Origin of the sequence: Pedococcus sp. NPDC057267, from assembly GCF_042668795.1 — a bacterium.
Lineage (GTDB): Bacteria > Actinomycetota > Actinomycetes > Actinomycetales > Dermatophilaceae > Pedococcus.
Genome location: NZ_JBHUYG010000037.1, coordinates 24,775 through 37,003 on the forward strand (window position 1 = coordinate 24,775; position 12,229 = coordinate 37,003).

Sequence of the window (12,229 nt, forward strand, 5' to 3'; positions counted from 1 at the left end):
CAGGTGCGGCCGGGGCCTGTGGGAGGATGGGGCTCGTGGCACGCGGCGACGGACAGCTCTCCCACGACATCCTCCCCGGCGAGAAGGGCCCGCAGGACGCCTGCGGGGTCTTCGGTGTGTGGGCCCCCGGTGAGGAGGTCGCCAAGCTCGCCTACTACGGCCTCTACGCCCTGCAGCACCGCGGGCAGGAGTCGGCCGGCATCGCGACCTCCGACGGCCGCTCGATCCTCGTCTACAAGGACATGGGCCTCGTCTCCCAGGTCTTCGACGAGCGGTCGCTGGCCTCGTTGCGCGGTCACCTCGCCGTCGGCCACTGCCGTTACTCCACCACGGGCGGCTCGACCTGGGAGAACGCCCAGCCGACCCTCGGCGGCCACGACTCCTCGACCGTGGCGCTGGCGCACAACGGCAACCTCATCAACTCCGCCGAGCTGCGCGACCTCGTCGCCGACCGGCGTGCGGACGGGTTCGGCGGCAGCCGGGGCGAGCTGACCCGCGGCAACACCACCGACACCGCGCTCGTCACCGCCCTGCTCTCAGACGACCCGGACCGCTCGCTCGAGGCCGCGGCGCTGGAGATCCTGCCGCTGCTGCGCGGCGCCTTCTGCTTCGTCTTCATGGACGAGACGACCCTGTATGCCGCCCGCGACCCGCACGGGATCCGCCCGCTCGTGCTCGGCCGGCTCGAGCGCGGCTGGGTGGTCGCCTCCGAGACCGCGGCGCTCGACATCGTCGGCGCCTCGATGATCCGCGAGGTCGAGCCCGGCGAGCTCATCGCCATCGACGAGGAGGGCCTGCGCTCGCAGCGGTTCGCCCCGGCGGAGCCCAAGGGCTGCGTCTTCGAGTACGTCTACCTCGCCCGCCCCGACACCACCATCAGCGGCCGCGGCGTGCACGAGGCCCGGGTCGAGATGGGCCGGGCGCTGGCGCGTGAGCACCCCGTCGAGGCCGACCTCGTGATGCCGACGCCGGAGTCCGGCACCCCGGCCGCCATCGGCTACGCCCAGGAGTCGGGCATCCCCTATGGCCAGGGCCTGGTCAAGAACTCCTACGTCGGGCGCACCTTCATCGCGCCGTCGCAGACGATCCGCCAGCTCGGCATCCGGCTCAAGCTCAACCCCCTGCGCGACGTCATCAAGGGCAAGCGTCTCGTGGTCGTCGACGACTCGATCGTCCGCGGCAACACCCAGCGCGCGCTCGTGCGCATGCTCCGCGAGGCCGGGGCGGCCGAGGTGCACGTGCGGATCTCCTCGCCGCCCGTGCGCTGGCCCTGCTTCTACGGCATCGACTTCGCGACCCGGGCCGAGCTCATCGCGACCGGCATCGGGGTCGACGAGGTGTGCACGTCGATCGGCGCCGACTCCCTCGGCTACATCTCCGAGGAGGGGATGGTCGCCGCCACCGAGCAGCCCCGGTCGGCCCTGTGCACGGCCTGCTTCACCGGCAGCTACCCGGTGCCGCTGCCCGACGACTCCCGGCTCGGCAAGAACCTGTTCGAGACGCTGCCGCTCGACGTCGACGGCGTGAGCCTCGGCGTGGCCGGCGGCGCCGAGGACGCGCTGACCCGACCCTGACGCGAAGGCCCGGACCCCGGTCCTAGGTCCCTGTCTCCTCGCTCCCGCCGGTGCTGCACTGGCTGGGACGTGGAGGTGGTCGCATGCCGAGGAGCCGGATCGCACGTTTGTCAGCAGCGGTGGCCCTGGCCGCCCTGGCGGTGACGGGCAGCGCCGTGGGCGCCGGTCCGGCCGATGCCGCCGGACACCCGCGAGCCGTGCCCGCCGCGACGCTCCCCCTGTTCGGCAGCGACGTCTCGTGGCCCCAGTGCCCCACCTCCATGGGTGGGCAGGGCCTGCCCATGCCGGCCGGGCCCCAGCAGTTCCTCGTGGTGGGGCTGACGTTCGGCCTGCCCTTCACCGAGAACCCCTGCCTCGCCGACCAGGTCGCGTGGGCCACAGCGAACGGCGTCCCGGCGCAGGGGTACACGATGGCGGCCTTCCCCACGGCGGCCCAGCTCACGGCATACCGGGGCAGTGGGCCCTGGTCGAGCACCACCCGCGCCGGCCAGCTGTCGAACGTCGGGTATGCCGAGGCGTCGTACCCGCTCGCCACCCTGAACCGGGTGGGGTTCGCCCCGCCGGTCGTCTGGATCGACGTCGAGCCGAGGCCCAGGCAGCCCTGGCCCACCAGCACGGCAGCGCAACAGCGCGAGAACCGCTACGTCGTCGAGGGCCTCATGCGGGGGCTCCGGGACGCCGGCGTCGCGTACGGCCTGTACTCCTACGCCTCGGGTTGGGCGCAGGTCACCGGCTCGTGGCGGCTGCCCGGCGTACCGGTCTGGGCCACCGCCGGGACCCTCGACTACCTCGAGGAAGCGCTCGACCGCTGCACCCAGCCGAGCTTCTCCGCCGGCAAGGTCCTGCTCTCGCAGTGGTACGACGCGGTCCGCGACCAGGACCGCACGTGCGGGACGTATGCGTTCACCGCCTTCCCGGTGCCGGCGTCGTCGCTGTCCGGGTCCACGGCCGACTTCAACGGGGACTGGGACAACGACGTCCTGGCCCGGGTCCGGGCCAGCGGCGAGCTGAGGCTCTATGCGGGCACCGGGTCCGGCTCCCTCCGGGAGGGGGTGCGTGTCGGGACCGGCTGGCAGGTCTTCAATGCCCTGGAGACGGTCGGCGACTTCACCGGCGACGGGGCGCTGGACGTGACGGCCCGGCTGACGTCCACGGGGGAGCTGTGGCTGTACCGGGGGAACGGCACCGGCGGCTGGCTGCCGCGCGTACGAGTCGGGACGGCGTGGGACGTCTTCTCGTCCATCGTCGCGCCGGGCGACTTCAACGGCGACCAGCGGGTCGACCTGCTGGCGCGCGAGCGCTCCACGGGGTACCTGTGGCTGTACCCCGGAAACGGCGTGGGCGGTTTCCTCCCCCGCGTCAGGGTGGGGTCTGGGTGGAACGGGTACTCCGCGATCCTCGGGCCCGGTGACGTGAACGGTGACGGCGTCGCAGACCTGCTCGCGCGCGAGGCCTCGACCGGTTACCTGTGGCTCTACCCCGGCGACGGCCGGGGCGGGTGGCTGCCCCGGGTGCGCATCGGGACGGGCTGGAACGCGATGACCGCTCTCATGAGCCCGGGCGACCTCAACGGCGACCGCGTCCCCGACGTCCTGGCCCGCGACGCCACCGGGAACCTGTGGCTCTACCCGAGGACTGCCGCAGGGGGCTGGCTGCCCCGGGTGCGGGTCGGCACCGGCTGGAACGGCCTCGACGCGATCCTCTGACCCCACCCCTCCACTTGTTGCCACCATCTCGTCACGGACCGGCCGATCCGGGGTCCCGGTGACCACCAGGTGGCAACAAGTGGGAGGAGCAGGGGGACGAGGCGGCGTCCCGGGGGCGTGTCGGGGGGCTCTACGCTGGGACCCGTGAGCGAGCCGACCACGTACGCGTCCGCCGGAGTCGACGTCGAGGCGGGCGACAGGGCCGTCGAGCTGATGAAGGCGAGCGTGCGCCGCGCGACCAGGCCCGAGGTCCTCGGCGGCCTCGGCGGGTTCGCGGGCATGTTCGACGCCAGCGCCATCGCCCGGATGACCCGACCCGTCCTCGCCACCAGCACCGACGGCGTCGGCACCAAGGTCGCGGTCGCGCAGGCGCTCGACCGGCACGACACGATCGGCTTCGACCTCGTGGGCATGGTCGTCGACGACATCGTCGTGTGCGGTGCCGAGCCGCTGTTCATGACCGACTACATCGCCACGGGCAAGGTCGTCCCCGAGCGCGTCGCCGCGATCGTCTCCGGCATCGCGGCTGCTTGCGAGCAGGCGCGCGTCGCCCTCGTCGGTGGCGAGACGGCCGAGCACCCCGGGCTGCTCGAGCCCGACGAGTACGACGTGGCGGGTGCCGCCACCGGCGTCGTCGAGCACGCCGACGTGCTGGGTCCCGACCGCGTGGTCGCCGGCGACGTCGTCCTCGCGCTGGCCAGCAGCGGCCTGCACAGCAACGGCTACTCCTTGGTGCGGCACGTGATCCGCTCCGCCGGGTGGGAGCTCGACCGCGAGGTCCCCGAGTTCGGCCGCACGCTCGGGGAGGAGCTGCTCACTCCCACCCGTGTGTATGCCGCGGACCTCGTCGACCTGTTCCGCACCGACGGGGTCGACGTCCACGCCCTCTCGCACGTGACCGGCGGCGGTCTGGCCGCCAACCTCGCCCGCGTCCTGCCGCCCGGCTCCTTCGCCCGCGTCGACCGCTCCACCTGGACCCCGCCCGCGGTGTTCTCGACCGTCGGGTCACTGGGCAAGGTCCCGCAGGACGACCTCGAGCGCACCCTCAACATGGGCGTCGGCTTCGTGGCGATGCTCCCCGCAGAGCAGGTCGACGCTGCCACGGCGTTCCTGGCCGCGCGCGGCATACCCGCCTGGGTCGCGGGCGAGGTCGTGGACGAGGCCGACGCCACCCCGGACCCCGGCCACGAGGTCGTCCGCGGCGCCAAGGGCGTCGAGGGCGGGGCGGTCCAGCTCGTGGGGGACTACCGCGCCTGAGTAGGCCGGCGGATGGTCGTGCCGGCGACCGGGCCCCCACCATGGGCGCGTGACCACCACCGACGCCACCCAGCCGGTGGACCACCCCGGGCCCCGCGACCGTCGCCGGGTCCGGGCGATGTGGTGGGGCGGGGTGGCCACCATGATCGCGGGGCTCCTCGCCACGGCTGCCCTCGCCGTCGAGTGGGCGGTCGCCCAGACCCTCGGCCGCGCGACCTACGGGCTCGCCCGCGGCCTGGCCGGAGGGTGGGCCACCACCGACCCGGAGGACCTGCCGTCGGCGGCGAGCACGCTGACCGGCCTGCTGGCGACCACCACGGTGGCGACGGTCCTGGCGGTGGCCGCCTCGGTGGCCCTGGCCTCCCGCCTCGGCCGCACGACGACGCTGCCCCCGTGGGCGAACGGGTTGGTGGCGGCAGCCCTGTGCTCCGGGGCCGAGCTCGTGGTCCTCGCGCAGGTCACGGGGGGCTTCCCCGGCTGAGCCGCCGGGGGCTAGCGTCGGAGGGTGCCCGGGTGGGACGGGGAGGACCAGTCGGTGCGCCAGTACCGGTGGCTGCTGCGCACCTCGCCGCTCGACGCCCTCGAGGTCGCGCACGTCGAGGCGCTGGCGCCCATGCCGAGGTCGCGCCGCTCGATCGTGCTCCGTGCCGTCCAGTACGGGCTCGTCACCGGTCTGCGCCTCACCCCCGACGACGTCGGGCGGATCGCCCACCTCGTCACCGTCGGCGAGCGCCGCCGGCCGGGCGACTTCCTGGGCGCCTGCCCGGCGCCGGTGCTCGTCACCCTGGCCGAGGGCGTCATCCTCGCCGAGGCCTCGTTCGGCCGGTTCGGCGGGTATGCCGCGTGGGACGGCTCGGACCCCTCGCCCGAGGAGGACGGCGTGGACGACTCCGCGTACGCCGAGCCGTGGCACGTCGCGGTCGAGCAGCACGTGAGCTACCGCGGCATCAGCGGCGGGCGCTCGCTGCCCGGCTCCGCCGGCTCGCGCGGCTGGTGAGCCGAAGCCTCCCCAGGATCGGCTGCGACCCGTACGCTGCGGTCACACGGACCGTCACGGAGGGGGAGCCATGACCGCACCGACCGAGGACCAGGTGGTCCGCCAGTACCGCTACCTGCTCGCGACCGCGCCGGCGGACGCACTGCAGGCTGCCCACGTCGAGGCGCTCGAGGCCCTGGACGACCGGGGCCGCGAGGCGGTCCTGCGCGCCGTGCAGGACGGCCTCGTCGCCGGTGGCCGCCTGCGCCCGGGGGACACTGCGGCGGTCGCGCGGCTGGTGGTGCACGGGGAGCTGCGGGCGCCCGGCACCTTCCGGACGGCCTGCGAGCCGTCGACCCTGCGCGACCTGGCGGACGGGGTGGTCGGGTCCGAGGCGGCGTTCGGCCTGTTCGTCGGCTACGCGGACTGGGACGGTGCCGACCGGGTCCCGGCGGACCCCGGGGTCGACCACGGCGGGGCGCCCGGCCGGGGCGGCGACCCCGCTGCGCAGGCGTGGGCCTACGCGCGGGCGCACGCCGCGCAGCAGGCCGGCTTCGGTGCCGGCTCGGTCTAGCCGGATCGGTCAGGCCGGCTCGGTCGGATCGGTCGGGTCGGGTCGGATCGGTCAGGCCGGCTCGGTCACCGCGGGCTCGCGAGGGTGGCGAGGAGGTCGGCGGTGGTCGTCAGGGAGACCAGGGGCGCGTACAGGGCCATGACGTCCAGCGCCTTGGCGTGGTTGTCGTCGGACGAGCCGGCGCACGCGTCGGCTACCACGGTGACCGACGCGCCGGCGTCGGCGGCTGCCAGCACGGTCGAGATGACGCAGCAGTCGGTGGCGACCCCCGCGACGACGAGCTCGGGCTGGTCCCCGACCACGGCACGCAGGTCCGGACCCCACTTGCCGAACGTCGAGGCCGTCACCGAGGCCGCCCGAGCGGCGTGCGGTGCGACCTCGTCCGTCAGCTCGTAGAGCGGGCTGTCTGCCCGCTGCAGCGCCCACGGGAACTGCTCGTAGTACGGCACCCACGCGCCGGTCGGACGCTGGGGTGCCACGAAACGGGTGAACACGACCCGCTCGCCGAAGGCCCCGGCGAGGTGCACGGCGTTCGCCGCGGCCGCGGCATACCGGGGCGCGCGCCACTCGCTCGAGGGGTCGCCGAACACGCGCTGGAAGTCGACAGCGACCAGCCAGGGCCCAGCGCTCACGCGCGGCCCTCCTGGCGGCGGACGGTGCCGCGCCGCAGGACCAGGGTGCCGACGAGGCCGACGACGAGGGCGAGGAGCACGCCGAGGTTCGCGTACGCCCAGGCGTCGTCACGGCCGCCGAGGCCGAGCGGGCCCAGCAGGTAGCCCTGCCAGTTGTTCCACGAGGCGTCCTTGGCGAAGGTGTTGACGACCAGTCCCCAGCCCAGGACCGACGCGGCGACGGTGAGGCCGATCGAGGTCCAGTCCCACGCCCCGTAGCGGCCGCGGGGGTCGAACAGCGCCTCCTCGTCGTAGTCGCGCCGGCGCAGCCAGATGTCGCCGACCATGATCCCGGCCCAGGCGGCGAGCGGGACCCCGAGGGTGATGAGGAACGACTGGAACGGCCCGAGGAAGTCCTGGGCGAAGAAGACGACCCAGATCGTGCCGAGGGTGAGGATGACGCCGTCGACGAGGGCCGCGCTCGGGCGGGGGATGCGGACGCCGAGGGAGAGCAGGGTCAGGCCGCTGGAGTAGATGCCGAGCACCGCACCGCTGACCAGCGCGAGGATCGCGGCGACGAGGAAGGGCACGAGCACCCACGTCGGCAGGATGGTGGCCAGCGTGCCGACCGGGTCGGCCGAGATGCCGTCGCGCAGCTTGGGGTCCGAGCCGGCGAGCAGCAGGCCGTAGAGCACGAGCAGCACCGGGGCCAGGGCCCCGCCGACGGTGTTCCAGGCGACGATGGAGGAGCCGGAGGCGTCGCGGCGCTGGTAGCGGGACCAGTCGGCGGCGATGTTGATCCAGCCCAGGCCGAAGCCGGTCATGAGCAGCACCAGCGCGCCGATGACCGCCTGGGTCGAGCCGGCCGGGATCGCAGTGACCTTCGACCAGCTGATGTGGTTCACCGTCATCGCGACGTAGAGGACGGTGACGACGCCGGTGATCCAGGTCAGCCACGACTGCAGCCGCATGATGACGTGGTAGCCCGCCACGGACGCCAGCACGATGAGGGCAGCGGTGACGAGGGCGGCCACGACCTTGGTCGCGGTGCCGCCGCCCCAGCCGAGCTCGCGGAAGATCGTCGCCGTGGCCAGCGTCGCGGTGATGGCGAGGAAGGTCTCCCAGCCGATCGAGGTCAGCCAGGAGATGACGCCCGGCACCTTCTGGCCGGTGACGCCGAACGCCGCGCGCGAGAGCACCATCGTCGGGGCGGACCCGCGCTTGCCGGCGATCGCGATGACGCCGCACAGCAGGAAGGACACGACGATGCCGACGACGGAGACGAGCACGCCCTGCCAGAACGAGATCCCGAACGCCAGGGCGAACGCGGCGTAGCTGATCCCGAAGACCGACACGTTGGCCGCGAACCACGGCCAGAACAGGTCTCGGGGTCGAGCGGTCCGTTCGGCCTCGTCGATGATCTCGATGCCGGTGGTCTCGACCCCGAGACGGCGGGTGCGTTCCCGCGTGCCTGCGCTCATGAGCGGAGCGTAGCCCTCGGCCGGGCAGCGTCAGCGGCGGCACGGCGGAGGGCACGACGGCGTGGCGGCCGGGATGGATCAGGTCCCGCGGGACCGTGGCCGACACGGACCGGCGGCCCGTGCATGAGGGTGGAGCAGGACGTGGATCAGGTCATCGCTGACCCGAGACCCACTTCCCGTAGTCGTCGTACTCGTCGTCGCCGTCGTCGGAGACTCGCTCCGGCTCGGTGTACGACGAACCGTGTAGTTCTCGCTCAAGCGCGCTCAGGTCGGTGTTCGGGGAGAAGTACTTCAGCTCCCGAGCAACCTTCGTCTGCTTGGCCTTGGCCCGGCCGCGCCCCATGGCGTGACCCCCTCATGCGTCTGCCGGGACGGCATCGCCTGGACGAGTCACCTGGGGTGCCTCGGCTCCACGGAGCGGTCCCGGGAATTGTGTATGTGTCGTGGGTCCAACGCTACATGAGCCGCGCAAGTTCTGCGGCGGGACCCGCGCCGATCGAACCGGTCGGACGAGGCGCGGGTCCCGCCACGGCACGATGCCGCGGTCAGCGGGGTCGGGAGGGCTCAGCGGGCAGGCAGCCAGATGCCGCCGGCCTGCTTGGCCGCCATCCGCTCCTCGGCGATGTGGTCGGCCGCCGCGGCAGGGGTGATCGAGCGCTGCTGGGCGGTCTCGAGGACCTCGAGGGTGTGGTCGAAGATCGCCGTCGCGGCCTTCTTGGCGCGCTCGAAGTCGAACCCGTGGAGCTCGTCGCTCACCTGGATCACGCCACCGGCGTTGACGAGGAAGTCGGGGGCGTAGGTGATGCCACGGGCCGCCAGCTGGTCGGCGGTGCCGCCCTCGCCCTCGGTCACGAGCTGGTTGTTCGCGCCGCCGCAGACGACCGTGGCCCGCAGTGCCGCCACGGTGGCGTCGTCGAGCGCCCCGCCGAGCGCGCACGGGGCGTACACGTCGATGTCGGAGCGGATGAGGGCATCGGTGTCGGCGACGACCTCGACCTCGGGGTGGGCCGCCGTGAGCGCCTCGAGCGCCTCCTCGTTGACGTCGGTGACCACGACGCGGGCACCGTCCTCGAGCAGGTGCCCCGTGAGGATGCGGCCGACCTTGCCGACCCCGGCGATGCCGACGGTCCGGCCCTTGAGGGTCGGGCTGCCCCAGACGTGCTGGGCGCAGGCCCGCTGGCCCTGGAACACACCGTATGCCGTGAGCACGGAGGAGTCGCCCGCACCGCCGTTGGCCTCGCTGCGGCCGGTGGCGAAGCGGGTGGTCTCGCTGACGACGTCCATGTCGGCCACGTAGGTGCCCACGTCGCAGGCCGTGACGTACCGGCCGCCGAGGCTCTCGACGAAGCGCCCGTAGGCGCGCAGCAGGTCGGGCGTCTTGTCCGTCGCCGGGTCGCCGATGATGACGGCCTTGCCGCCGCCGAGGTCCAGACCGGCCACGGCGTTCTTGTAGGCCATGCCCCTGGACAGGCGCAGCACGTCGGCCAGGGCGGCCTCCTCGGTGGCGTACGGGTAGAACCGCGTCCCGCCGAGCGCTGGCCCGAGGGCCGTGCTGTAGATGCCGATGATGGCCCGCAGGCCGGTGGTCTTGTCGTTGCAGAAGACGACCTGCTCGTGCTGGGACATCGAGGTCGAGGGCGGCGAGGACACGGTCACGGTGGTGACTCCTAGGGCTCGGTGGCGCTGGGCTGGGCGGCGCGGGTCGCGCGTCGTGCTCCCAGCGTATTCCTGCCGGCGGGGTGCTGGGCGCCGCGTCCGCGGCCTCCTCCGGGCCTGCCGGAAAGGGCCGCGAAGACCGCCGGGAACCGGCCACGAAGCCTGCCGGAAACCGGCCGCACAGCCTGTCGGGACCGTGCCGCGGGCCGTGCCGGGGAGCCGGTCGCGGACCGCCCGTGACTAGTACTTCCGGACCATGCGGGATGACCCGTTCGGAATGTTCCCAATGGGAGGTCCTTGTCCGATTATGGGTGGACGTCCCCTGAAGTAGGAGAAGAACACATGGTCACTCGTCCGACGGAGGTCGAGAAGCTGCTCACGCCCGCAGAGGTCGCTGCGCTCTTCCGTGTCGATCCCAAGACAGTCACCCGCTGGGCCAAGGCAGGAAAGCTCAACTCGATCCGCACCCTCGGCGGCCACCGCCGCTACCGGGAGGCGGAGGTCCGGGCGCTCCTGTCCAACGTCATCTGACGGGGGAGTGAGGCCGGCCCCGGGTTTCAGGGGCTCGGACCGGCCACGCAACCCCGGCGTTCGCGGTCGAGCCGCGTCGCCGGCAGCCCGTCCACCTCTAGGGGACAGAGGTGGACGGGACGCCGGCGGGCTCGCCGTGCCCGACCCGTTACCGTGCCCCCATGAGTGGTGCGCCGCGTCCCGGACCGCTGTCCGGTGTCCGCGTCCTCGAGCTGGGCGGCATCGGCCCCGGCCCGTATGCGGGCATGCTCCTGGCCGACCTCGGCGCGGACGTCGTCCGCGTCGACCGGCCGGGTGAGGACCTGTCGCCGACGCATGCCGTGCTCCTGCGCGGTCGCCGGTCGGTGGCGCTGGACCTCAAGTCCGAGGACGGCCGGGCTGCCGTCCTCGACCTCGCCGCGCGCTCGGACGTGTTCCTCGAGGGCTTCCGCCCCGGTGTGGCGGAGCGGCTCGGCCTGGGGCCGCAGGACCTGATGGCGCTCCAGCCTGCCCTCGTCTACGGCCGGATGACCGGGTGGGGGCAGGACGGCCCGTATGCCGGTCGTGCCGGCCACGACATCACCTACCTCGCCGTCTCGGGTGCCCTGGAGGCGTTCGCGGGGCCCGACGGCCGGCCCGTGCCGCCGCTGAACCTGCTCGGCGACTTCGGGGCGGGCGGGATGCTCCTGGCCTTCGGGGTGGTGTCGGCCCTGCTGCACGCGCGCGCCACGGGGGAGGGCCAGGTCGTGGACGCGGCGATCGTCGACGGAGTCGCCTCGACGACGGCGATGCTCCAGTCGATGGTCGCCTCCGGGCTGTGGCCGGGGCCGCGCGGCGCGAACCTCTTCGACGGTGGCGCCCCGTTCTACCGCTGCTACCGGACTGCCGACGACCGCTGGGTCGCGGTGGGGGCGGTCGAGCCGCACTTCTGGGGGCGCGTGCTCGTCGGTCTCGGGCTGGGGGCGGCCGAGGTGGACGACCTCGTCCGGCGGCAGCTGGACCGGTCCCTCTGGCCCGACCTCGCGGACCGGCTGTCCGCGGCGTTCGCCGGCCGCACCCGTGACGAGTGGGCGGCCCACTTCGCCGACCGCGATGCCTGCGTCGCGCCGGTGCTCTCCCTCGCCGAGGCCGCGCAGGACGCCCACCTCGCCGAGCGCGGAACCTACGTCCCGGCCCCGGGCGACTCCGGCCCGACGCAACCGGGGGTCGTCCCGCGCTTCTCACAGGGCCCGGGGGCGGGGCCCGGGGGCGGTCACGGAGCCGGGCGCACCACCCGTCCCGGTTTGCCCGGGATGGCCGGGACCGAAGAGTGAGGCCCGTTCGGCCGAACGGTTGAGTAGTCATTCAAGGCTTGGCAAAGTTCGCGGTGCCGTGGACCGCTTCGGCGGTTTAGTCATCCCACACCCACCTGCCTCGTGACCCCAGGGGAGCCCACCGTGACCAACAGCCTCGGCTCGTTCGTCCTCGAGCACATGCACCGACTCGGCCTGAGCCGGGAGACGCTGCAGCAGCGCACGGCCCTCGACGCGTGGACCCTCGAGGCCATCCTGGACTCCCCGGTCCTGCCGGAGTGGCCCGAGCCCCGGGCGATGGCCGCCCTGGCGCGTGAGCTCGGCCTCCCCGTCCGTGAGCTCGTCCTTCAGGCGGCCCAGGGCAGCGGCCTGGACGTCCTGGCACCGCTGAGCCCCCTCGAGACCCTGATGCTCGCGTCGAACGAGGACCTCATGAAGGAGGTCCGTCGCCGCCTCGCCCTCGGGGCGCGCACGGGCCAGTACATCGCCAGCCCGAGCGGCCTGCTCGGCGTGGACGTCGAGTCCGCCTAGACCCCCCTTCCCGGGCGGCTCCCGCCCAGACGCCGGACGGCCGGTCGGAGACCTCTCCGAC

The 12,229-nt window shown here is 73.5% G+C and carries 13 protein-coding genes; 9 read left to right on the top strand and 4 right to left on the bottom strand.

Going from position 1 to position 12,229, the window contains the following annotated elements:
• Positions 1 to 35: 35 nt before the first annotated feature.
• From purF to ACFUC1_RS10040, 6 genes are all read left to right on the top strand, one after another.
• Entirely contained in the window at positions 36 to 1,574 is a 1,539-nt protein-coding gene (gene purF, locus ACFUC1_RS10015; RefSeq protein ID WP_379119206.1) for an amidophosphoribosyltransferase, read from the top strand.
• 107 nt (positions 1,575 to 1,681) lie between these two features.
• Complete coding sequence (locus ACFUC1_RS10020; protein WP_379119208.1) at positions 1,682 to 3,280, top strand: FG-GAP-like repeat-containing protein; 1,599 nt, start codon at positions 1,682 to 1,684, stop codon at positions 3,278 to 3,280.
• Between the two features lie 144 nt (positions 3,281 to 3,424).
• Positions 3,425 to 4,537, top strand: coding sequence for a phosphoribosylformylglycinamidine cyclo-ligase (purM, locus tag ACFUC1_RS10025; protein ID WP_379119210.1), 1,113 nt, complete (start codon positions 3,425 to 3,427; stop codon positions 4,535 to 4,537).
• A 49-nt stretch (positions 4,538 to 4,586) separates the two neighbouring features.
• The gene (locus ACFUC1_RS10030; protein WP_379119211.1) at positions 4,587 to 5,018 is read left to right on the top strand and encodes a hypothetical protein; all 432 of its coding nucleotides are present in this window, start codon (positions 4,587 to 4,589) and stop codon (positions 5,016 to 5,018) included.
• Positions 5,019 to 5,042: 24 nt separating this feature from the next.
• Positions 5,043 to 5,534, top strand: coding sequence for a hypothetical protein (locus ACFUC1_RS10035; RefSeq protein ID WP_379119213.1), 492 nt, complete (start codon positions 5,043 to 5,045; stop codon positions 5,532 to 5,534).
• Between the two features lie 70 nt (positions 5,535 to 5,604).
• Positions 5,605 to 6,087, top strand: a complete 483-nt coding sequence (locus ACFUC1_RS10040) for a hypothetical protein (RefSeq protein WP_379119215.1) — start codon at positions 5,605 to 5,607, stop codon at positions 6,085 to 6,087.
• A 65-nt stretch (positions 6,088 to 6,152) separates the two neighbouring features.
• Here the strand turns inward: ACFUC1_RS10040 and ACFUC1_RS10045 are convergent, their stop codons facing one another.
• The 4 genes from ACFUC1_RS10045 to ACFUC1_RS10060 all read right to left on the bottom strand — a co-directional run bounded on the left by ACFUC1_RS10045 (position 6,153) and on the right by ACFUC1_RS10060 (position 9,835).
• The gene (locus ACFUC1_RS10045; protein WP_379119217.1) at positions 6,153 to 6,719 is read right to left on the bottom strand and encodes a cysteine hydrolase family protein; all 567 of its coding nucleotides are present in this window, start codon (positions 6,717 to 6,719) and stop codon (positions 6,153 to 6,155) included.
• A complete protein-coding gene (locus ACFUC1_RS10050) occupies positions 6,716 to 8,179 on the bottom strand; it encodes a purine-cytosine permease family protein (RefSeq protein ID WP_379119220.1) in 1,464 nt (487 codons plus the stop codon). The genes ACFUC1_RS10045 and ACFUC1_RS10050 overlap by 4 nt, the downstream gene beginning before the upstream one ends.
• A 151-nt stretch (positions 8,180 to 8,330) precedes the next feature.
• On the bottom strand, positions 8,331 to 8,522 hold the full coding sequence (locus ACFUC1_RS10055; protein WP_310151429.1) for a DUF3073 domain-containing protein: 192 nt from the start codon (positions 8,520 to 8,522) through the stop codon (positions 8,331 to 8,333).
• 221 nt (positions 8,523 to 8,743) lie between these two features.
• Positions 8,744 to 9,835: a Glu/Leu/Phe/Val dehydrogenase gene (locus ACFUC1_RS10060; protein WP_379119223.1), complete on the bottom strand. Its 1,092-nt coding sequence runs from the start codon at positions 9,833 to 9,835 to the stop codon at positions 8,744 to 8,746.
• Positions 9,836 to 10,177: 342 nt separating this feature from the next.
• On the opposite strand from ACFUC1_RS10060, the gene ACFUC1_RS10065 reads away from it, so the two are divergent.
• From ACFUC1_RS10065 to ACFUC1_RS10075, 3 genes are all read left to right on the top strand, one after another.
• The gene (locus ACFUC1_RS10065) at positions 10,178 to 10,366 is read left to right on the top strand and encodes a BldC family transcriptional regulator (RefSeq protein WP_310151424.1); all 189 of its coding nucleotides are present in this window, start codon (positions 10,178 to 10,180) and stop codon (positions 10,364 to 10,366) included.
• 161 nt (positions 10,367 to 10,527) lie between these two features.
• A complete protein-coding gene (locus tag ACFUC1_RS10070) occupies positions 10,528 to 11,658 on the top strand; it encodes a CaiB/BaiF CoA transferase family protein (RefSeq protein ID WP_379119226.1) in 1,131 nt (376 codons plus the stop codon).
• A gap of 123 nt (positions 11,659 to 11,781) precedes the next feature.
• Positions 11,782 to 12,168, top strand: coding sequence for a hypothetical protein (locus ACFUC1_RS10075; protein ID WP_379119228.1), 387 nt, complete (start codon positions 11,782 to 11,784; stop codon positions 12,166 to 12,168).
• Positions 12,169 to 12,229 lie beyond the last annotated feature (61 nt).

Excerpts from the sequence above, each read along its gene's own strand:
- ACFUC1_RS10065 (WP_310151424.1), top strand. The coding sequence starts at position 10,178 with ATGGTCACTCGTCCGACGGAGGTCGAGAAGCTGCTCACGCCCGCAGAG.
- ACFUC1_RS10055 (WP_310151429.1), bottom strand. The coding sequence starts at position 8,522 with ATGGGGCGCGGCCGGGCCAAGGCCAAGCAGACGAAGGTTGCTCGGGAG.
- ACFUC1_RS10040 (WP_379119215.1), top strand. The coding sequence starts at position 5,605 with ATGACCGCACCGACCGAGGACCAGGTGGTCCGCCAGTACCGCTACCTG.
- ACFUC1_RS10050 (WP_379119220.1), bottom strand. The coding sequence starts at position 8,179 with ATGAGCGCAGGCACGCGGGAACGCACCCGCCGTCTCGGGGTCGAGACC.
- ACFUC1_RS10070 (WP_379119226.1), top strand. The coding sequence starts at position 10,528 with ATGAGTGGTGCGCCGCGTCCCGGACCGCTGTCCGGTGTCCGCGTCCTC.